This window comes from Leptolyngbya sp. O-77 (assembly GCF_001548395.1).
Taxonomy (GTDB): Bacteria; Cyanobacteriota; Cyanobacteriia; order Elainellales; family Elainellaceae; genus Thermoleptolyngbya.
The window spans coordinates 1,397,297-1,416,843 of record NZ_AP017367.1; the positions used below are offsets into that span (position 1 = coordinate 1,397,297).

Sequence of the window (19,547 nt, forward strand, 5' to 3'; positions counted from 1 at the left end):
GCCAACGTCCCTCAGACTTAGACAGACGGGCAGGTGCCTGGCTTGAGACAGTTGTTAGTAAGGACGCAGCACGCCGCGCAGCTCGCCTGCCCGGTTGCGCGTGGTGTGAATATCCAGATAGAGATTGCCGCTTTCCAGCGCTTGCCGTTGTTCTGGCGTGAGGGTGTATTCTCCCGCAAAGCGACCGTCGCGATCGCCCCTCATCGTCACCGTCAGCGCGTACTGGAAGGGGCCGTTGGCTGTGGGTTCGCCCCGGTGAATGTGAACTGCTGAGGTGATGTTGGGATTGGGCGGATCGGTGGGGTCAACCGTGTAGTCGCGCAGGGGGCCGGCCAGGTTGCGAAAGTCCCCCCGCACCACCAGGCGATCGCCCACCAGTACGGCTCCGGCCGCGCCCGTCGCCCGCCCAGAAGGAGACGCGCCCACCACCGCATCTCGGCTCAAGGTTGCCGCAAAGCGCTGGAAAGAGCGACGGGTCATGCCCTGGGCCAGCAGCACGGTTTCTGCCTGACGCACTTCTGCAATAAGGGCGGGGTCGGCTGGACGCACCCACCCAAAGACGGCTTGGGCCAGGGACGGCGTAGACAGACCCACCAGAGACAGGCATGTCAGCACACCCAGCATGAAATGGAAAAGAATCTTTTTGGAGTGAATCATGGCTTTGAAGCTTACGATAGCGCTTGCAGTGTCGCGATGAATCCTAATGAACACTACGCCCAATGCCGAAGCTTGGATTCATGATTCAATCCTCCAGCTTGAATTTGCGCCGGAAATCTGTACCCAGCCCGACAGAATTTATCAAAAGACGGGGGATAATGCTCTCTGTTCTGGGTGAGGCGATCGCCAGTATTTGAACCCATCACAACTGGTCGTGCGCTACTCAAGCAAAGGCGCTGCTTAGATTTAGGAAGGCTGCTCATGAAAGTGCAAGATTTAAAGGGAAAAACCGTCGCGTTTGCCGGGTCGGGCGGGCTAGATAGCTGCACCATTACGCGCTGGCTGACAAATCAGGGTGTGAATGTGGTGTGCTTTACAGCCGATCTGGGGCAGCCGGATGAGGAAGACATGGATGCCGTGCGCCAGCGGATGCTGAAGGCGGGTGCGGTGGATTTTGTGCTGTTGCCCGTGCGAGAGGCGATCGCCGAAGATGGTCTGAAGGTGATCCAGTCGCAGGCCTGCTACGAAGGGCGCTATTGGAACACGACGGGAATTGCGCGGTGTTCCCTGACCAAAGCGATGATCTTGGAAATGAAGCAGCGCGGGCTGACAGTGTTTAGCCACGGCGCGACCGGACGCGGCAACGACCAGGTGCGGTTCCAACTCATCACCAATATGCTGGCTCCAGAGTTTGAAGTCTACGCCCCCTGGCGAGACGAGAGCTTTCTGGCGCGGTTCCCCGGCCGCAGCGAGATGATTGATTTCTGCGAGGAAAACGGGCTGCCCGTCACGGCGACCAAAGACAAGCCCTACTCCACCGATGCCAACCTGCTGGGGCTGACACATGAATCGGGAATGCTGGAGTCGCTGACCACGCCCGCCCAGTTCGTAAAGCCGATTATGGGCTGCTACCCGCAGGATGCGCCCGACTCGCCAGAAGCCTTTACCGTGCGGTTTGAAAAAGGTCGCCCGGTGAGCGTGAATGGAGAATCGGTGAATCTGGTGGATGCGTTTTTGAAGACGAATGCGATCGCCGGAAAGCACGGCATCGGCATCGGCACGCACCTGGTGGAAAACCGCTTTGTGGGCATCAAGTCACGCGGTGTGTACGAAAGCCCCGGCGTAGAAACCCTTGGCACTTGCTACGCTTACCTGCTGCAACTGATTCTGGATCGGCGGGCGCGGGAGTTTTATGACCAGCTTTCGCTCCTGGTGGCCAAGCAAATCTATCAGGGCTACTGGTTTGACCGGGCAACGCAGATGATGCTGGCGGCGATCGCCAACACGGCCGAACTTGCCACCGGAACCATCGGCGTGTCGCTCTACAAGGGCAATATCTCGTTTGTGTCTGCCGACGACGTGCCCCACATCCTCTATTCCGAAGAAAACGCCTCAATGGAGGGCGTGGGCGACTATAACCACGGCGACTCGGAGGGGCTGCTGCGGGTCTTTGGCGTGAGCGCCCGCGTGCTGGCCACCAGCGGCCAGGTCGGTCTTTGAAGAACTGGGGACTGCGTTGAACGTGGCCCGAAACTGGGATGCGAGTTGATTGTTCGTGTGCGACGCACCCAAGCAGTCAACTCGCATCTCCGGGGACTTGCGCTTTGGCAGGCAAAACAGCAGCAGGCGAAACCCTAACGTTTTAGCACAATCCGATACCGCGCCTTGCCCGATACCAGATGCTCAAGGGCTTCATTAAGCAAACTAAGCAAACGGTGAATGAAGAACTGGAGTGGTGGATAAATCACCAAACAGATGAACAGGATTCACCCATGCTGCCGCTGATGATAGGGGCTTTCTAGGGTGGCAACAATCCTATGTCTGGGTGATTCCGTATCCTCTGCGCCTTGTCGATCCCCAGTTGGGCGGCTAGAGTCTTAATGAGTGCATCCAGCTTGGGCATTTTGCAGATGGGGATGGAGTTGCGCGATCGCCCCTTGGTAGGATAAACACGAGGGCGATCGCCCCCTCAAAACCCTGTCGGATGGTTCTCCTAAGCCCTCATTGCATGGTTCGTTGCATAAGATGCACAGGAGATGCATAGGACTGTCGAATTCATTGGCTGTGAATCCGTAATGGCGTTTGGGTAACTTGAAAGAAGTTGAGTCAAACGCATCGCCCTGTTTCTATCTGGAACTGCCATGAGTGCCCCTTCCTCGCATCTACATTCCGCGTCCTCCCCATCGGCCAACCCGCTTGATGGGGACAATGCAACGGTTACGGTAGAGGTGGAGGTAGAAGTCCTCGCCGATGGTTCGAGTGATGGGCAACTGACTGGGCGATCGCAGCCACCAGAATCACCCGCTTCCCCCCCCGTCCCTCCCCCCAATCCAAACAGCGATCCAAACGCCACCAGCCCCTCCAGCAGCGCCAACCCCGGCAGCGCCCTGGCCACCACCAAGGGATCTTTCTCGTCCTTTCTCGCGCCGCTGACCCAGGATACGTTCAAGCAGGTCGTCACCGATGTTGAGCAAAAGCTAAGAGTGGTCAATCAAACCCTCTCGATGCTCGACAACCTGATGGATTCTCAGGGATTTGATGCCATCTTGAACGAGATGCTGCATTCCATCACCCTAAAAACCGGGGAACTGCTGAATGCCGATCGCACCACAATATTTTTACTAGACGAAGAAAAAGACGAACTCTGGGCGATCGTCGCTGAAGACGAAAACGGCAACAACCTGGAACTGCGAATCCCCAAGCATGTTGGCATTGCAGGCGAAGTCGCTACTACCCGGCAGGTCGTCAATATTCCCTACGACTTTTATGACGACCCCCGCTCTGAGGCGGCTCAGGCGCTCGACAAGAAAAACCACTACCGCACTTACACCATGCTGGCCATGCCCCTGCTGAACGATCAGGGCGACTTGGTAGCAGTGGTGCAGTTGATTAACAAACTCAAGCCCAACTGCGACCCGCAGGCCCATCTCGACGAGCGCATCGACCTGAGCGGCTTTACCGCGCAAGACGAGCAGGTGTTTGAAGACTTTGCACCCTCGATTCGGCTGATTTTGGAATCTTCTCGCTCGTTCTACAAGGCAACCCAGCAGCAACGAGCCGCCTCAGCGCTAATGAAAGCGACCAAATCTCTCAGCCAGAGCAGCCTGGATTTGGAAGAAACGCTGAGCCGCGTGATGGAAGAGGCTCAGGAGCTAATGCAAGCAGATCGCAGCACACTCTGGCTACTGGATCGAGAGCAGCACCAGCTCTGGACGAAGCTACCCATTAACGGCGTGCTGCAAGAAATTCGCATTCCGATGGATGCAGGCTTTGCGGGGCAGGTGGCGATGTCGGGTGAGCCAGTCCTCATTCCCTACGACCTCTACAACCATCCCAACTCCGACACTGCCAAGGAAACCGACAAAAAGACGGGCTATCGCACATGCAGCATGTTGTGTATGCCCGTGTTCAACGCAGATGGCGAACTGATCGCCGTCACTCAGTTGATTAACAAGAAAAAGCAGGGCGACCATCCACCCTATGACCCGGCAAACTATCCGGAAGCACCTGAGATCTGGCGTGCCAGCTTTAATCGCAATGATCAAGAGTTCATGCAGGCGTTCAACATTCAAGCCGGGGTGGCCCTGCAAAACGCCAAGCTGTTTGCCACGGTGAAGCAGCAGGAACAGCTCCAGCGCGATATTCTGCGATCGCTCTCCAATAGCGTCATTTCCACCGACAAAGAAGGTCGCATCATCGCCGCCAACGAAAGTGCCCGCAAACTGCTGGGGCTAAGCGACACCGATCCGCTGGAGGGACTGCACGCTGAGGAACTGATTGGGCTAGAAAAAGGCGATTTTTCCAAGTGGTTCAAAATGGCGCTGGCTCCGACAGATGAAAAATGCCGTCAGCAATACTATCCTGATCAAACGCTGAACGCGGCTAAGGGTGTAGAGCAGCACAGCATTAACCTGTCGATTAACACGATTGCCGATGCTAGCGACCCGGAGCAAGTGTCGGGGGCGCTGGTGGTAATGGACGACATCAGCGGCGAAAAGCGGCTAAAAAGCACGATGTCGCGCTATATGTCGCAGGAAGTCGCGCAGTTGCTGTTTGAAAACCCCGACGCGGCCAAGATGGGGGGCGATCGCAAGGAAGTCTCCGTTCTCTTTTCCGACATTCGCAGCTACACCACGCTGACCGAAAGCATGACTGCCGAAGAGGTCGTCGAAATGCTCAACCAGTATTTCGAGAGCATGGTGGACGCTGTGTTTACCCACAAGGGCACGCTGGATAAATACATCGGCGATGCCATTATGGCGGTGTTTGGTTCGCCCTTGCCCCTGGATGACCACCAGTGGATGGCCGTGCAAACGGCGGTCGAAATGCGGCATCGCCTGGCTGCGTTTAACGCCGAGCGAGTCGAGCGCCAAAAGCCACCGATTCGCATTGGCATTGGTGTCAATTCTGACATCGTAATCAGTGGCAACATCGGCTCTAGCCGCCGCATGGAGTTCACTGCGATTGGCGACGGAGTAAACCTGGGATCGCGCTTGGAAAGCGCCAGCAAGCAATACGGCACCGACATCATCATCAGCGAGACCACCTACAAGCCCTGCGCCGATCGGATCTGGGCACGAGAGCTAGACTGTATCCGGGTAAAGGGCAAGACGCAGCCCGTCAGTATTTACGAACTCGTCGGGCTACGTGACGAAATCGTTCCCGATGAGAAAAAGCGGCTGATCGATCTTTATCACGAAGGGCGAAAGCATTACCTGAACCGCGATTTTGTCAAAGCGATGAGCGCTTTTGCCACGCTGCTGCAAGACGTGAACAACGAAGACAAAGCCGCCAAGCTCCACCTCGACCGCTGCATGCACTGGCTCAGCCATCCGCCCAACGACGAAACCTGGCAAGACGGCGTGTGGACGATGACGGAGAAGTGAGGATTTAAGGGGTCAGGAGCCAGGGGTTGGGGGCTAGGGATTCGGGCATTCACCTAGCACCTGAAACCTGATCCCTGAAACCTGAAACCTGCCCCCTCAATCCTCTTCTTCTAACGGGGTAGGCAGCGTCAGGTTGTAGCGCAGCGCCAGCATTCGGAGCAGGACAATGGTGCAAAACCCGGCGACGGTGGCGATCGCCACATCGACCTGCCAAGCCACCAGCAGCAGATAGACCCAGCAGCCAACAAACGCGCAGGTGGCGTACAGCGTGGCGGTTTTCCGGAATACGACTGGAATCTCCACCAGCAAAATGTCGCGCAGCACGCCGCCCACTACGCCCGTAATCACGCCCAGCAGCGATGCAGTAAACGGCGGCATCCGATATTCCAGCGCAAAGGCCGTACCCGAAATGCTAAACAGCGCCAGCCCAAACGCATCCAACAGCGCAAAGACTCGATAGGCAGGCGCTTTGACCGGCCTCAGCAGGCGCGACCCATAGACATACAGCGCCGCCAACAGCAGCACCAGCACTGCATAGCCCTCATAGCGCACCCAAAAGAACGGTCGCCGATCCAGCAGCACATCGCGCAATGTCCCACCCCCGAAGGCGTTCACAAAGGCGATCGCATACACGCCCACCAAATCCAGCCCCTTCTTGCGGGCAGCGATCATCCCCGACAGCGCCGAGGTGATCACGGCCGACACTTCTAGCGGAGGTAGTGCCATTAGGTAAAGGATGGGGAAAAATCAGTTGTTTGCTCTCGTTGCAGTTTCTCTCGAATCTTTTGGTTGTAGTGATGGATGAAGTTCCAAATCGCCCCAATGTGATTTTCGAGCTTCTTTGAAAATGACAAACTCCGTCGCACTAACCGGGAGATGCGCTGGCGCAACGTATTATTTAATCGCTCAATATGACTCGTTAAACCCGAATCTTTATCCACTGCAAAATGCCGTTTACTGGGCAGTACACTCCTATAAGCCTCCCAATGGTCGGTGTAAATCCGTGCATACTGACGGTATTGACGAGGTAGAGACTGCCATAACGCTTGTGCCGATTGAGCAGAACGGTTTCCCACATGACACCCGATAATTTCACGGCTTGCTCTATCAATCGCCAGCCAGCCCCAGTGTTTGTTGCCCTTCTCATCCACAAATGAGCACAACTCATCCATCTGCACCACCAGTCGGCACGTTGGTTTGGCAACCACCTCCGCTTGCTGAGGTACCTCGGCATAGCTAGCATTCACGTACTGTTGCAACCAACTCTCGGACAATTGCAGCACCCGGGCAATGCCAGCAAGGGGAATGCGTTCGAGCAGCATGCAATCAATCAGCGCACAGGTGTCCTTGTCTTTCGGTTTCCATTGAGGATTCTCCACAAACTGACGACCACAATCGCGACATTTATAGTTTTGTTTGCCCCGACGAGTTGTGCCATTTTTCATGATGTCATCGGAATCACAGCTCGGGCAGAGGAGATACGGCTTCATGATGGATCAAGTTCGTGAGTGGGTACACAATCAGGGCTGCTCTATGATATCGACTCCTAATTTTCTCCGTCCTTTATTAAAAGGCACTACCCATCACTCCGTAAGCAAGTGCTGTATCGAGCTTTTCTCAACAAGCATCCATATCTTTCAAGGCTCCTCAAATTTAGTGACGCTGAGTAATGCTCAGCCCTACAGAGCTTTGTTCAGTAGAGGATTGAGTTAGGATTTATACCTGGATTCCCGCTAGTAGAAGCGTCGAGTTAAATCTCCTTTTGACACAAAATTTAAGAAGATAAGTAACACTACTGACCCAGTGTAATCACGTGTCCTGAGAAAGGCTTCATCAAATCTTCATGAAAAATTGGCTAAGACTTTATAGTTGAGTGTCGCTTCGCTTCTTGCTGCTCCTTATCGTTCCTCAAGTCTTCTCAGAGGGGATGAGTTAGGCAAGATTTGCGCTGAAATTAACGAGTAGGATGTAAGCGTATGTTTTAGTAGTCGCAGGACGTGGGGTAAGCGTGACACATCTCGAGATGTCCCTAGAAACGGCAGTTGTTTTAGATCATCTGGAAACCGAGTTTGCGGCGTTGACCGAAGCGATCGCCGATCAGCTTTTGCCGGAGGAGCAGTTTACGCTGGGGCTAAATGCCGAACAGAGCCAGTTTGTACGGTTTAACCACGCCCGCGTGCGGCAGACGGGGGGTATTGTGGACTGCCAGGTGGGGCTGACGCTAATGGCAAACCAGCGCACCGCATCCTGGCGGTTTCCGCTGACGGGCCATTGGGACACAGACTGGGCGATCGCCGCCGATGCGTTGGCCGACCTGCGGGCCGACTTGCCTCATTTGCCGCTCGATCCCTATCAGGTGTTGCCGTCGGGCAATGCCACTAGCCGCGAGGTGCATTCCGGTCGCCTGCTCGATCCGAATGCGGTCGTGGATGCTGTACTGCCGGAGGTCGATGGGCTGGACTTTACGGGCATCTACGCAGGTGGGCGAATGCTGCAAGCCTATGCTGACTCGGTGGGGCAGCGGCACTGGTTTGCCACGGAGTCTTTCTCGCTGGATTATTCACTATTTACCGCCGACGGGCAGGCTGTGAAGGGCACAATGGCAGGCAGTGAGTGGGATGCGACGGCCTACACTACCAAACTAGCCGATTCTAAACAGCAACTCGATCGCCTCGCCTGCACCCCTAAACCCATTCCCAAGGGCGGCTATCGCGTTTATCTGGCTCCAGCGGCCTTAGCAGACATTGTGGCAATGTTCTCTTGGGGCGGGGTCAGCGAGGCATCGCTACAGCAGGGCGAAAGTGCCTTGGGCGCGTTGCAGCGGGGCGATCGCACGCTGTCCTCTCAGTTCACCCTGGGCGAAAACTTCGCTTCTGGTTTGGTGCCCCGATTCAACCACTTGGGCGAAATTGCGCCAATGGAGTTGACCATTATCGACCGGGGCAAGCTGGTGAATACCCTGGTCAACTCGCGCACGGCAAAGGAATATGGCAAAGCCGCCAATGGTGCAAACAGTGCCGAATCGCTGCGATCGCCCGAAGTGCTTCCGGGCAGTTTGCTGGCTGCCGATGTGCTGAAGGCGCTGGATACAGGGCTATACCTGTCAAATTTGCATTATCTAAACTGGAGCGATCGCCCCACGGGCCGCATCACAGGCATGACCCGCTACGCCTGCTTCTGGGTGGAGCAGGGCGAGATCGTTGCTCCGATTGAAAACCTCCGCTTTGACGAAAGCCTCTATCGCTGCCTCGGCGACAACTTGGTTGCTCTGACACAGCAGTCTGAATTTATCGCCGATGTGGACACCTACAATCGTCGCAGCCTGGGTGGCGTGCGGGTTCCCGGTGCGCTGGTAGAGGATTTCACCTTCACACTTTAGCGGGTTGTCGATGGGGCTTCATATCGATTCTTGCCCATATCGATTCTGGATTGTGGACTTACTTTTGGCTTGCCTGTTGGAGATTTGCAAGGCTTTCAGCCATCTCACTTGTGGCTCTGCTCAGAAGACTTGACATCAGAAACTGCAAAAGACACTACGAACGTTAGCGAGTCTCTGGGCAGAGCAGCCCACCAGCGACTATTTGGGCAAAAGTAGAGACTTTCTGGCTCGTATCTTTCACAACATGGCAAACCCATCGCGCTGGCTTAGACTAGGCGCTAGTTTTTGCACCGTTTCACAGTAGATTAAAACACTCCAAAAGCTTTGAGAGAATTTCCGCTTCTTCTGGTTCAATGCTATGGGAAGCGCAACGTGTAACCTTCACGTCCATTTTACGAATTGCGAATTCACGAAATTATTTGAGGATTAATCACTATGGCGGCGATCGCATCCATTAAAGCCCGCGAAATTCTGGACTCTCGCGGCAACCCAACGGTAGAAGTAGACGTGACGCTGGAGGATGGCAGCTTTGGGCGGGCGGCGGTGCCGTCGGGGGCTTCAACGGGTATCCGCGAAGCGCTGGAACTGCGCGATGGCGACAAGAGCCGCTATGGGGGCAAGGGCGTGCTGAAGGCGGTGGCAAACGTGAACGGGGCGATCGCCGACAAGCTAAAGGGCGCAGATGCCTCCAACCAGCAGGCGATCGACCAGGCCATGCTGGATCTAGACGGCACCGAGTTCAAGAGCAATCTGGGGGCAAACGCGCTGCTGGGCGTGTCGATGGCGGTGGCGCGGGCCGCGGCCGCTTCGGCCAAGCTGCCGCTCTATCGCTACCTGGGCGGCGACGCGGCGGTGCTGCTGCCGGTGCCCTGCTTCAACGTGCTGAACGGCGGCGCACACGCCGACAACAGTGTGGACTTTCAGGAGTTCATGATTGCGCCGGTGGGAGCAACAAATTTTCGCATGGCGATGGAGATGGGAGCCGAAACCTATCATGCGCTGAAGTCGATTCTCAAGGGCAAGGGCTACAGCACGGGCATTGGCGACGAAGGCGGCTTTGCGCCCAACCTGAAGTCCAATGTGGAAGCGGTAGACCTGATTCTGGAAGCCGTCACGAAAGTGGGGCTGAAACCCGGCGACGACATAGCGATCGCCCTCGACCCCGCCACCAGCGAGATGTATCGCGAAAACGGCACCTACCTCAACTTCAAGTCAGACAACGCGACTCGCACCACCGAAGACATGATTGCCCTGTGGGAAAGCTGGGTGGCGCAGTATCCCATTGTGTCGCTGGAGGACGGTCTGGGCGAGCAAGATTGGGAAGGCTGGAAGGAACTCACCAAGCGCCTAGGCGACAAGATTCGGCTAGTCGGCGATGATGCCTTTGTGACCAATCCCGCCATCATCAAGCAGGCGATCGCGCCGACGGCGTGGGCAACTCCTCGCTGATCAAAGGTAAACCCAGATCGGCACCATCAGCGAAACCCTCAGCGCCATTGAGCTGTCGCGCAGCGCGGGCTACACCGTGATGATCAGCCACCGCTCCGGCGAAACGCCCGACGACTTCATCGCTGATTTGGCCGTCGCCACCAACGCCGGACAAATCAAAACCGGCGCACCCTGTCGGGGCGAGCGTCTGTCGAAGTACAACCAGCTTCTGCGGATTGAGGAAGACCTGGGCGATCGCGCTCAATATCCTGGGATTGCAGCCTTCAAGAAGTAGCAATGGCTGAAAAACTCTGCCAACATCTCTCAGCTATTGCTACAAGCTATTTCTACAATCGGCTGACTAAAAATTATTCCGTCCCTGTTCTGTCCCTATGCGATGGACACAGGGACAGAATGCCTCTAAGCCCACTCAACCTGTGCTGCCGCCAAATTCTAGGGAGACGACCTGGGATGTGGCTGACAGCACGGGTCATTTTTGTGGAGTATGGGGGAAGATCCGAAAACTGGAGCGCCCCTCAATGCCTTTAGCTGCTCTTGTAGCAATACGCAGGTTAGTTAGGACGTTTGCAATGAGGACTTAAGTCCTCACTACTAGCCTCAACAGCAACTATGTCCGTCCCATATGTCCTAACTAATCCTAACTAACAAGTTAGCTACCATAGCTTTGACAAGCCGTCTTTTGACAAGCTTTCAGCCGATTTTTATATTAGACATGAGTGGCTTTGTAAACTTTTGTATAGCGCCAGCCTTGAATTATGAAAAGCGTTAGGTGTGTAGCGGCTGTTATTTTGGCAATTGTTTTGAGCGTCGCCTTTCCCCAGAAGGCTCTTGCGAGTGATTTGGCTCGTGGGGCACAGCTCTTCTCTGCAAACTGTGCTGTATGTCACTTGGGCGGTGGTAACAGCATCATGAGCATTAAAACCCTGAAAAAAGATGCCTTGGAAAAGTTTCTGGCAGGCTACGGCCCGAACCACAACGAGAATGCAATTGTGAAGCAGGTCACCTATGGCAAGGGCATGATGCCAGCTTTCAAAAATCGTCTAACAGAAGATCAAATTGCTGACATTGCAGCTTATGTACAGTCCCAAGCCGAAAAAGACTGGGAGGGATAAGTAATTTTGTAAGTCGGTAACGTTAGCAACTTTTAAGCAACTTTACATTTACAAATCAATCAATTTTCCATCGCCGCCGCCAACTTGTGGTCGATTCTAGCGGAGCCTGCTGCTGCTCCTGATAGTGTCGCGTCAGGATGGCGGCGGCGCTGTCGTTGAGGTTGGGATCGCGGTAGGGCACAGCGGCGCGGGTGTGTAGATGCTCTTCCTCCATCGGCGAGAGAGGCGGCAAGCCATCGGGCAACCAGGCGGCGACCGTCCCCTGGGACCACTCGTGGGGACGGCGTGCGGCTCCGGCGGGCAGGGGAATGTTGCCCAGATGCAGTCCAGCGGTTCGCATCGCCGCTCGCACCGAGGCCGAGCGCGAATAGGTGGCTAAAATTCCCGTCGGGCTGAGGCATTTTGCCACCTGTGAGAAAAATTCCACCGTCCAAAGCTGGGGGCAACGGCGCGGCGAAAACGGGTCGAAGAAGATTGCGTCTGCCTGGAAGCCCTGTGTCGCCACATGCTGAATCGTCTGCCGGGCATCGCCGATTAGCAGGCGGGCACTGAGTCGAGAATCCTGGAATTCGCACGTCTGGGCGATCGCCCTCAGCACGTTTTGCACTGGGGGCGACCAGGCGGTGAGCAGATCCGGGGCGATCGCCGCCTGGGGCACGGTCGGGTCTAGCTCTAGGGCGATCGCCTCCACTCGACAGTCCGGATTCTCTGCCCACAGCGTTTCCAGCGCAGCGGCCGTGTTGTACCCCAGCCCGTAGCACACATCGAGCAGGCGGATCGGCGGCGCAGCAGGTTCGGCAAACTGCCGCGCCAGCAATGCCAGCCGCGTCACCTGGGCAAACTTTTCAAACGCCTCGGCCCGTGCGCCCAGCCGACTGTGAAACGTTTCGCCAAAGGCTTCCGAAAAAAAGGTAAACGAACCGTCTTCGGTGCGCTGGGGCACCCAAGCTGGTTCCTTTGGCAGGCTGTCAGTCGGCTGCAACGCTCGTCAATCTGGGAAAAACTGCCTGGTGAAAAACTGCCGCTAAACCCGCGCTTCCATCGACTGGAGCTTGAGAAACTCGGTATTCACGCCCGACTCACGCACCAGGGCGATCTTGCCCGTGCGGGCCACTTCGCGGATGCCAAATCGTCCAAGCTGCTGCACGATTGCCACCATTTTGCCAGGGTCGCCTACGACTTCCAGTGTCAGTGAGTCTTCGCCCACATCCACGACCCGCGCCCGGAAAATCTGCGCCAGCTCGATAATTTCCGACCGGGTGACGCTGGTGGCGTTGACCTTGAGCAGCATCAGTTCCCGCTCAACACAGGGCGTTTCAGTAATATCTTGCACTTTGAGGACGTTGACCAGCTTGTAAAGCTGCTTGGTCAACTGCTCGATAATCGCGTCGTCGCCAGGAACAACCATCGTAATGCGCGAAATGCCAGATTGTTCCGCCGGGCCAACCGCCAGACTTTCGATGTTGAAACCCCGTCGGGCAAACAGGCCCGCAATCCGGGTCAACACGCCCGCTTCATCTTCGACCAACACAGAGATAGTATGCTTCATGGGATGCGATGGGACTGCGAACCGCCACCAAGGTTAGCGTTTAGGAATTGGATTAAACGTAGTGTTTATCAATGGGTTTATCAATCTTAGCCCGACCCATGCGCTCTATTCCTGTCTGAACGTTAAGGGATTGCGAGAATTTTTGCACCAGTCTATTCAGAGCGAGTTCAGAGCGTATGATGAAAAGATGTTAAGAAATACAGGAACACAATCTCATCCGCGTTTTGGATAAGCTGTCTTAAATCACTCTTACGTAATCACTCGTCTTGAATACCCGTCTTAGAATAACCCGTCTTAAATAGGTTGAGAGACCCCTCTATCGAGCCTTTTTCGCAACTACTCATCTCAAACGGCGACGGCGTATGCATGGGGACGCACTCAAAGACCTCTACGGGTTGGGGCAGATCCAGCCTGCTGACCGAACGGAGGTCGGAGACAAAGCCTACTATTTGGGACTGCTGGAGCAGCGGGGATTCCCGGTCTTGCCGGGGGTTGTGGTGGGGGCGCGAGTGCTGCGGCGGTTTCTGTCAAGTTTGGACTGGCAGGAGCCGCTATTTGCGGATTTGCCTGATTCGTCGCTGCATGTGGATGTCGATCGGCCGCAGCAGCTTCAGGCGATCGCCCAAACCATTCGCCAGTCTATTCTCTCTACACCGCTCTGGGACGACTGGCTGGCGGGGGTCGAGGCGCAGGTACGGCAGTGGCAGTCGCCGATGGTGATTGTGCGGCCGTCGCTGGGGCTGGCGGCAGGACTCGACCCGACCTTCAGCGGACGGATGCGGGGGCTATTGGGGTCGCAGATTTGTGAGGCAAACCGAGGGGCGATCGCCCTGGCGCTGCGGCTGGTGTGGGCAGAGCTGTTTCGGGCCAAAAGCCTATTCGTTTGGCAGCGATCGCGCCTCCAGCTTCATCAGCTCCATCTGGGCGTGCTAATACAGCCGATTTGCGACGGGGTGGCGGCAGGAACGGCTTGCGTCAGTCCGACAAACTGCGAAATTCAGTCGATTTGGGGATTGGGAACCGCTCTGACCTGGGGAGAACTGGTTCCGGATCGCTTTTTGTTCACAAACCCTCCTGTCAGCCAAGAACCCGCCGCAGAGGCAACTGTCAATCGAAAACTTCTGCCAGTGGTTCGGCAGGTTCACCCCAAGCCCTATTGCTATCGGCTGTGTCAGAAGTCGTCTGCTTCTGTCCCCAGCAGCCTGCGCTCTTCTGCATCGGCTCTACGGATCGAACTGCTAGAGCCGTCCCAACAGCATCAACCTAGCCTGAGTGACTCGCAACTTCAGGCATTGCTCGCACTGTCGCACCAGATTCAGCAAACGCTTGGCAGTAGCGTCGATCTAGAGTGGACGCTGGGGCCGCTTGAGTCGGGCGAACTGCCCCAGTTTCAACTGACCCAACTAAATGTTGTATTTCCCCGTGCAGTGGGGACTGCTCCGGGGTCGTCTATTGCCACGACTGTTCTAGCAATCGATGCTCAAGAGACTAATGCTCAAGAGACTAATGCCCAAGCGACTGAACCATTACCATTGTGCGGGCTGGCGGCGGCAACGGGTCGGGTTTCGGCTGAGGTCTGGGTGGTGGAGGATGTGAATCAGCTACCGCCAGACTTTCCAGCAGGGCAACTGTTGGTGATGTCGCATGTGCCGCCGAGGTGGTTGGGGTTGATACAGCGGGCGGGTGGCATTGTGACAGAGCAGGGTGGCATGACCAGTCATGGCGCGATTTTGGCGCGAGAACTCGGCATTCCGGCAGTGGTGGGCGTGGCGGGCGTGACGCAGATTTTGCGGACGGGCGAATGGGTAACGGTAGATGGCGATCGCGGTTTGATTCATCGCCTCCCAGTTGCACCCAATGAGTTTCAGGAAACACGCTATCCAGAACTGGCCCCAGTGTCTACGTCTGACCTGGATGCCCTAGGAGCCTCCCCTCTACCCAGGACTCACACGAAACTGCTGCTAGCGCTAGGGCACGCTGCTGATTTGAATACGCTCACAAACTTGCCCAGCGAGGGGGTTGGGTTGCTGCGGGCAGAGCATCTGCTGATGCCGCTGTTGCATCAATGGAGCAGCCAGACCAGGCGCGAGGGGACGATTCCTCAAGGTGAGAGAGCGCGCGCTGAAATATCCGCAAACAGGACTGGCGCGTTTCCGGCAGAATTCGGCAAGGAGGTGGCAGAGGAAGTGGCAGAGGCGATCGCCCAAAAAATCCTTCCCATTGCCGCCGCCTTTGCGCCCCGCCCCGTGTTTTATCGGTCGCTAGACGTGCGATCGCAGGACTTTCTGGGTGCTTTCTCCAGTTCCCAGCCTGGTTCTCCGGAGCCAAACCCAACCCTGGGAATGCACGGTGCCTTTAGCTACAAAAACAGCCCCGCCTGGTTTGAGGCGGAGCTTTTGGCGCTGCGACAGGTACAGCAGGCTGGCTATGCCAATCTTCGACTTATTTTGCCCTTTGTGCGCGGGGTCGAAGAGGTGCGCTTTTGCCGCCAGCGGACGCTGGAAGCGGGGTTATGGAATGCGCCCGACTTTCAGCTTTGGAGCATGGCAGAGGTGCCATCGGTGCTGTTTTTATTGCCGGAGCTAGTGCAGGCCGGGGTGCAGGGCATTGCCATTGGCAGCAATGACCTGGCGCAACTGCTGCTGGCGGCCGATCGCGACCTGCCGCACCTCTCCGAGGCGTTTCCGCCGCGCCATCCCGCTGTGCAGCGTGCGATTCGACACTTGGTTCAAACGGCTCGCCAGCTTGGGATTCCCTGCACGCTCTGCGGCGAATTGCCCAGTCAGCATCTTGATCTGGTAGAAGAATGGGTGCGCTGGGGAATCACCGCGCTCTGCGTAGCGCCGGGTGCAGCCCGCAGTGTGCAATGGGCGATCGCCCGCGCCGAAACCGTCATCGCAGAGCGCGAACTGCTGGGATGAGCGTGAACTGAGGCAATTCACTGGGGCAATCGGAAGGTGCAATCAGACGAGATGCAGGCGGACGGTGCCATTCGGTGCAATTAGATGCACTTAGAAAGTGCAGCTAGAAAGCGACGGAGTGACGGAGGCGCAAAATCGCTTCAGCAACTTGCTCTAGCCCTCCAACACTCCAATCACTCCAATCACCCAACGCTACTCTTGCGCTCGACTATACTTCCTGATTCAGCTTTTCCTCATGCTTCATCACGGCCCAGAGTCCGTGAATCGCCCCCGGCACAAAGCCCAGAAGCGTCAACAGGATATTGATCAGTAGCGTGGAGCTGAAGCCATAGGTCAGATACACGCCGACGGGGGGCAACAGAACCGATAGGAGAATGCGTACTAATTTCATAAGCCACCTACTCAATCAAGGGAAACGGAAACGTTGCTAGAGCAGTCGTATGAACCTGTGGCCCATGATTTTAGAGCCAAGTTCAAGACTTCAGAAATCTAAAGAACTTTGAACAACAGGTGCAGTGAACTGTACTTTTCCATAGTAGCGAACTATTATCTTTGGAAACGGTTCCAAAAGTAGATTTAGCGGGTAAAATCCGAACCTGAATGTTACGGAGATCACATTCATTAATTTCGTGATTATTCGTTTCTATTTCTTTAGAAGTGGATGGTCGGTATTCTCTTATGTCAAAGGTCGGAAATTACCCTTTTTAGCGGTTCGGCTGCGAATGATTAATGTGCTGAGTTTTACATTGTGGAGTTTTAATATTCGTCAATATTCATCGAGCGATCGCCCGAAAAAAGCTCTAAGTCGCTTTAATGGCAAGCTTTTTGAGGGTCACTTCGCAGGCAGGATGTGGAGATCTGAGAGTAATAAGCATAAATTTTGACGTTGTGTGATTGGAAACAGGTCGTATTTTCTAAATCAATTGAGTAGAGATGACCATAAAGACAGATGCTTTAGTGTGAAATTAATCGGTACTATACTGAATCTATGAGATGAAGTGACGTGAATGGAGTGAATCAAACGTTCACTAGTCAATGGTTATCCACACCAGTTATCCGTCTAGTTATTCATCCTGTTGAACCATTGCGATCGCAGGATGTACGAGATAACAAAAAGCAGATAACAAAAAGCATTAGTGAAACGGCGGTTCACAGATTCGATGAAGGCTTCAAGTTGTTTTGATTCAACCTGGATGGAACTGCTATGTTGGGATACTTGTTGACGACTTTGATTACAGCCCTGAGCCTGCTGGTGGTAGACATCGTAGTGCCAGGGGTAACTTTGGCTAACTTTCCTGCGGCCCTACTCGCTGGGGTGTCGATTGGTGTGGTGAACACGCTGGTTAAACCGGTTCTGTCGCTGCTGTCGCTGCCAATTAACTTCTTGACGCTGGGCCTATTTGGCTTTGTGGTCAACGGGTTCTGCTTCTGGCTGGCATCGCTGTTTGTGCCTGGATTTGCGGTCAGTGGTCTGCTGGCCTTCCTGTTGGGGCCGGTGGTACTCACCTTCGCCAGCACCTTGCTAAACCGCTACTTTGCTGAGAAGCAAGCGGCTAAGACGCTGAATGCTGGCTCTACGCCTGCGGTGACGCTGGAAACCAAAGAAGTTGAGAAGGCAAGCTAGACCACTGTTCTGGCAAGGGGTGAAGCGTTGAGTGGGGGCGATCGCCCTCCCTGCTTCCCCAGCTTGAGGATTCGCGATAAAGCTGAAAAGCGGGATGGTTCGAGGCGCTGTGCCTGGCCGTCCCGCTTTTCGTTCCCAAGTTTTAATTCTCCAACTCGAATCGCTAAACCAGCGTCACCTGCTTCAGATGCTCCGCCAGACGGATGGCCATTGCTGCCAGCGTCAGCGTTGGGTTGGCGGCGGGCGACGAGGGAAATACCGACAGGTCGCAGACATAGAGATTGTCGTACCCCAGAAACTTGAGGTTTGTATCCACCACGCCATCGTTGAGCGCTACACCATCCTGTGTTTCGCCGCTCATTCGCAGCGTGCCGACTTCATGGGCAACGCCGCCCAATCCGGCGGGCTTGAGGCTGAGGTCGTTGCCCACCAGCGGCTGTCCCCCCAGCGCGGCAATCAGCTGATCTTTGAGTCGATTCATCTCGGCAAACAGCGCCCCATCCACCGGGCAGGGCTGCATCTGCACCACAGGTCTGACGTAGGACGGCCCCAACTGCCGCACGGTATTTTGCTCCATCAGCGGCGCATCCAGCAAAAACACGATTTCGCAGAGCATGACGTTGCCCCGCTCGCGCCGATGCCGCTCCAGTAGTTCCAGATCCACATAGCGCCCCTGGTTAAAGTCCGCGCCAAACTCCAGCACGATATTGAACGGATTGGGCCCTTCGCGATATTGACACAGCACCTTGCTGGAAGAGGTGGGGTCGTAAAGCTCGGCAGTAGCAGGCAGGACAAAATGCGTGAAGAAAATGGGATGGTCGGTGATGCCAACGCCGATTTTGCCGTTGGGGTCGCTGAGTCTGCTGAGTTGGGCGATTTTAGCGCTTTCGATTGTCCCTGCGGCAAGCACCACTTGCTTTGCTTGATAGCGGCGCTCTTGCTGGGCGATGAGGTCGTAGGCAACCACCTGCGTGACCGATGTGCCTGCCGTTTCGACCCGCACCACGGGATGGTTGAGGTTGATGGAGAGGTTTTGATTGCCCTGGGGACCGTTGGTTAGCATCGACTCCATCAGCAGATCTGCCGTAGAAAACATGCCCGTGGGAATAGTGCTGAGGTCTTGCGTGTTGGAATATTGCACCGCCATTGGCGCGTCGAAATGGTTGAACTGGTCGAGGGTCTGCTGCAAAAAGCGCTTGACCCGGCGGCGGTAGGGCGTAGGCGGCAGGGGCACGCGGTTCATCAGGTCTTCGGCCTGCTGATAGCCGCCGTCTTCTAGGAACCAGCGGACGCTGCGGGGCCAGGACTCCATTTCCCAGGTGGTCATGCGCGGAATCAGCCCGCCCCAAAAGAGCGATCGCCCGCCCAAGCTAAAGGCTTGCCCTCCGTCGAACTGGGAGCCGTAGCCGTTGGCGTAGTTGGTGACTTTGAACTCGTCGTAGAGGCTCCAGACGTGCTTGTCAAACTGGCCGATGCGATGCTGGCGTGGCAGGTTGGCGGTATGCGTAGGAAACAGATAGCTGCCCGCCTCCAGCACCAGCACATCCATGCCGCGATTGGAAAGCTGATCGGCCAGGATGCCGCCGCCAATGCCAGAGCCAATCACAATCACGTCAAATAGATGGGCTTCGTCCAGGTTGGGCGGAAAGAACATCTGCTGGACATGACCGTTTTCCACGACCATTTCCTGAATCGGCGGAAACTGAATGTCTGGCTCTTGATAGAAAAAGTCGCTCCCCGCTTGGGGCTGGATGAACCGATCGGCTCCAGTCATCCAGTAGGTGCGCTCTAGCACAAACTTGAAGGTGAGTCCGTTGGGGTAGCGGGCTTCCGGCAGCTCAAACCGCCATTCGCCGCTGTCATAGATGCCGGGGAGGTCTTTGTCCCAGCCGTCGATGTTGTTTCGCAGCGTAATCAGGCGATCGGGGCGATAGTTAACGGTTCTAAAGCGGATGGTGAACATGGGGGCT

General features: G+C 55.7%; 13 protein-coding genes and 1 pseudogene. 7 read left to right on the forward strand and 7 right to left on the reverse strand.

Annotated elements, in window-relative coordinates:
• Positions 1-54: 54 nt before the first annotated feature.
• Positions 55-657, reverse strand: coding sequence for a CHRD domain-containing protein (locus O77CONTIG1_RS06000; protein ID WP_068508891.1), 603 nt, complete (start codon positions 655-657; stop codon positions 55-57).
• A gap of 261 nt (positions 658-918) precedes the next feature.
• On the opposite strand from O77CONTIG1_RS06000, the gene argG reads away from it, so the two are divergent.
• Both argG and O77CONTIG1_RS06010 read left to right on the forward strand, forming a co-directional pair.
• A complete protein-coding gene (gene argG, locus O77CONTIG1_RS06005) occupies positions 919-2,157 on the forward strand; it encodes an argininosuccinate synthase (RefSeq protein ID WP_068508893.1) in 1,239 nt (412 codons plus the stop codon).
• 641 nt (positions 2,158-2,798) lie between these two features.
• Positions 2,799-5,543 (forward strand): GAF domain-containing protein, encoded by a 2,745-nt coding sequence (locus O77CONTIG1_RS06010; protein ID WP_084782260.1) that lies wholly within the window; start codon positions 2,799-2,801, stop codon positions 5,541-5,543.
• Between the two features lie 96 nt (positions 5,544-5,639).
• Here the strand turns inward: O77CONTIG1_RS06010 and O77CONTIG1_RS06015 are convergent, their stop codons facing one another.
• Entirely contained in the window at positions 5,640-6,269 is a 630-nt protein-coding gene (locus O77CONTIG1_RS06015; RefSeq protein WP_068508895.1) for a trimeric intracellular cation channel family protein, read from the reverse strand.
• Complete coding sequence (locus O77CONTIG1_RS06020) at positions 6,269-7,033, reverse strand: IS1 family transposase (RefSeq protein WP_068508896.1); 765 nt, start codon at positions 7,031-7,033, stop codon at positions 6,269-6,271. Before O77CONTIG1_RS06020 ends, O77CONTIG1_RS06015 begins: the two co-directional genes overlap by 1 nt.
• 533 nt (positions 7,034-7,566) lie before the next feature.
• On the opposite strand from O77CONTIG1_RS06020, the gene O77CONTIG1_RS06025 reads away from it, so the two are divergent.
• The 3 genes and pseudogenes from O77CONTIG1_RS06025 (at position 7,567) to O77CONTIG1_RS06035 (ending at position 11,483) form a co-directional block, all read left to right on the forward strand.
• Positions 7,567-8,922 (forward strand): TldD/PmbA family protein, encoded by a 1,356-nt coding sequence (locus O77CONTIG1_RS06025; protein WP_068508899.1) that lies wholly within the window; start codon positions 7,567-7,569, stop codon positions 8,920-8,922.
• Between the two features lie 435 nt (positions 8,923-9,357).
• Positions 9,358-10,645 (forward strand): annotated as a pseudogene (gene eno, locus O77CONTIG1_RS06030) (phosphopyruvate hydratase).
• Between the two features lie 514 nt (positions 10,646-11,159).
• Entirely contained in the window at positions 11,160-11,483 is a 324-nt protein-coding gene (locus tag O77CONTIG1_RS06035; RefSeq protein ID WP_286132565.1) for a c-type cytochrome, read from the forward strand.
• Positions 11,484-11,538: 55 nt separating this feature from the next.
• On the opposite strand, the gene O77CONTIG1_RS06040 is transcribed toward O77CONTIG1_RS06035, so the two are convergent.
• Together O77CONTIG1_RS06040 and ilvN are read right to left on the reverse strand one after the other, a co-directional pair.
• Positions 11,539-12,426 carry a tRNA (5-methylaminomethyl-2-thiouridine)(34)-methyltransferase MnmD gene (locus O77CONTIG1_RS06040; RefSeq protein WP_225894697.1) on the reverse strand — a complete coding sequence of 296 codons (888 nt, stop codon included), beginning with the start codon at positions 12,424-12,426 and terminating at the stop codon, positions 11,539-11,541.
• Positions 12,427-12,507: 81 nt separating this feature from the next.
• The gene (gene ilvN, locus O77CONTIG1_RS06045) at positions 12,508-13,032 is read right to left on the reverse strand and encodes an acetolactate synthase small subunit (RefSeq protein WP_068508903.1); all 525 of its coding nucleotides are present in this window, start codon (positions 13,030-13,032) and stop codon (positions 12,508-12,510) included.
• A 362-nt stretch (positions 13,033-13,394) separates the two neighbouring features.
• On the opposite strand from ilvN, the gene O77CONTIG1_RS06050 reads away from it, so the two are divergent.
• A complete protein-coding gene (locus tag O77CONTIG1_RS06050) occupies positions 13,395-15,953 on the forward strand; it encodes a putative PEP-binding protein (RefSeq protein ID WP_068508905.1) in 2,559 nt (852 codons plus the stop codon).
• 208 nt (positions 15,954-16,161) lie between these two features.
• On the opposite strand, the gene O77CONTIG1_RS06055 is transcribed toward O77CONTIG1_RS06050, so the two are convergent.
• Positions 16,162-16,344 carry a YqaE/Pmp3 family membrane protein gene (locus tag O77CONTIG1_RS06055; RefSeq protein WP_068508908.1) on the reverse strand — a complete coding sequence of 61 codons (183 nt, stop codon included), beginning with the start codon at positions 16,342-16,344 and terminating at the stop codon, positions 16,162-16,164.
• Positions 16,345-17,181: 837 nt separating this feature from the next.
• Here O77CONTIG1_RS06055 and O77CONTIG1_RS06060 point away from each other — a divergent pair.
• Positions 17,182-17,577, forward strand: coding sequence for a phage holin family protein (locus tag O77CONTIG1_RS06060; protein WP_286132566.1), 396 nt, complete (start codon positions 17,182-17,184; stop codon positions 17,575-17,577).
• A gap of 163 nt (positions 17,578-17,740) precedes the next feature.
• Here O77CONTIG1_RS06060 and O77CONTIG1_RS06065 read toward each other — a convergent pair whose 3' ends face one another.
• Positions 17,741-19,540, reverse strand: a complete 1,800-nt coding sequence (locus O77CONTIG1_RS06065; protein ID WP_068508912.1) for a GMC oxidoreductase — start codon at positions 19,538-19,540, stop codon at positions 17,741-17,743.
• Positions 19,541-19,547 lie beyond the last annotated feature (7 nt).

Bases quoted from the DNA above. Each gene is read 5' to 3' on its own strand.
- O77CONTIG1_RS06000 (WP_068508891.1), bottom strand. From the start codon at position 657: ATGATTCACTCCAAAAAGATTCTTTTCCATTTCATGCTGGGTGTGCTG.
- argG (WP_068508893.1), top strand. From the start codon at position 919: ATGAAAGTGCAAGATTTAAAGGGAAAAACCGTCGCGTTTGCCGGGTCG.
- O77CONTIG1_RS06010 (WP_084782260.1), top strand. From the start codon at position 2,799: ATGAGTGCCCCTTCCTCGCATCTACATTCCGCGTCCTCCCCATCGGCC.
- O77CONTIG1_RS06015 (WP_068508895.1), bottom strand. From the start codon at position 6,269: ATGGCACTACCTCCGCTAGAAGTGTCGGCCGTGATCACCTCGGCGCTG.
- O77CONTIG1_RS06020 (WP_068508896.1), bottom strand. From the start codon at position 7,033: ATGAAGCCGTATCTCCTCTGCCCGAGCTGTGATTCCGATGACATCATG.
- O77CONTIG1_RS06025 (WP_068508899.1), top strand. From the start codon at position 7,567: ATGTCCCTAGAAACGGCAGTTGTTTTAGATCATCTGGAAACCGAGTTT.
- ilvN (WP_068508903.1), bottom strand. From the start codon at position 13,032: ATGAAGCATACTATCTCTGTGTTGGTCGAAGATGAAGCGGGCGTGTTG.
- O77CONTIG1_RS06050 (WP_068508905.1), top strand. From the start codon at position 13,395: ATGCATGGGGACGCACTCAAAGACCTCTACGGGTTGGGGCAGATCCAG.
- O77CONTIG1_RS06055 (WP_068508908.1), bottom strand. From the start codon at position 16,344: ATGAAATTAGTACGCATTCTCCTATCGGTTCTGTTGCCCCCCGTCGGC.
- O77CONTIG1_RS06065 (WP_068508912.1), bottom strand. From the start codon at position 19,540: ATGTTCACCATCCGCTTTAGAACCGTTAACTATCGCCCCGATCGCCTG.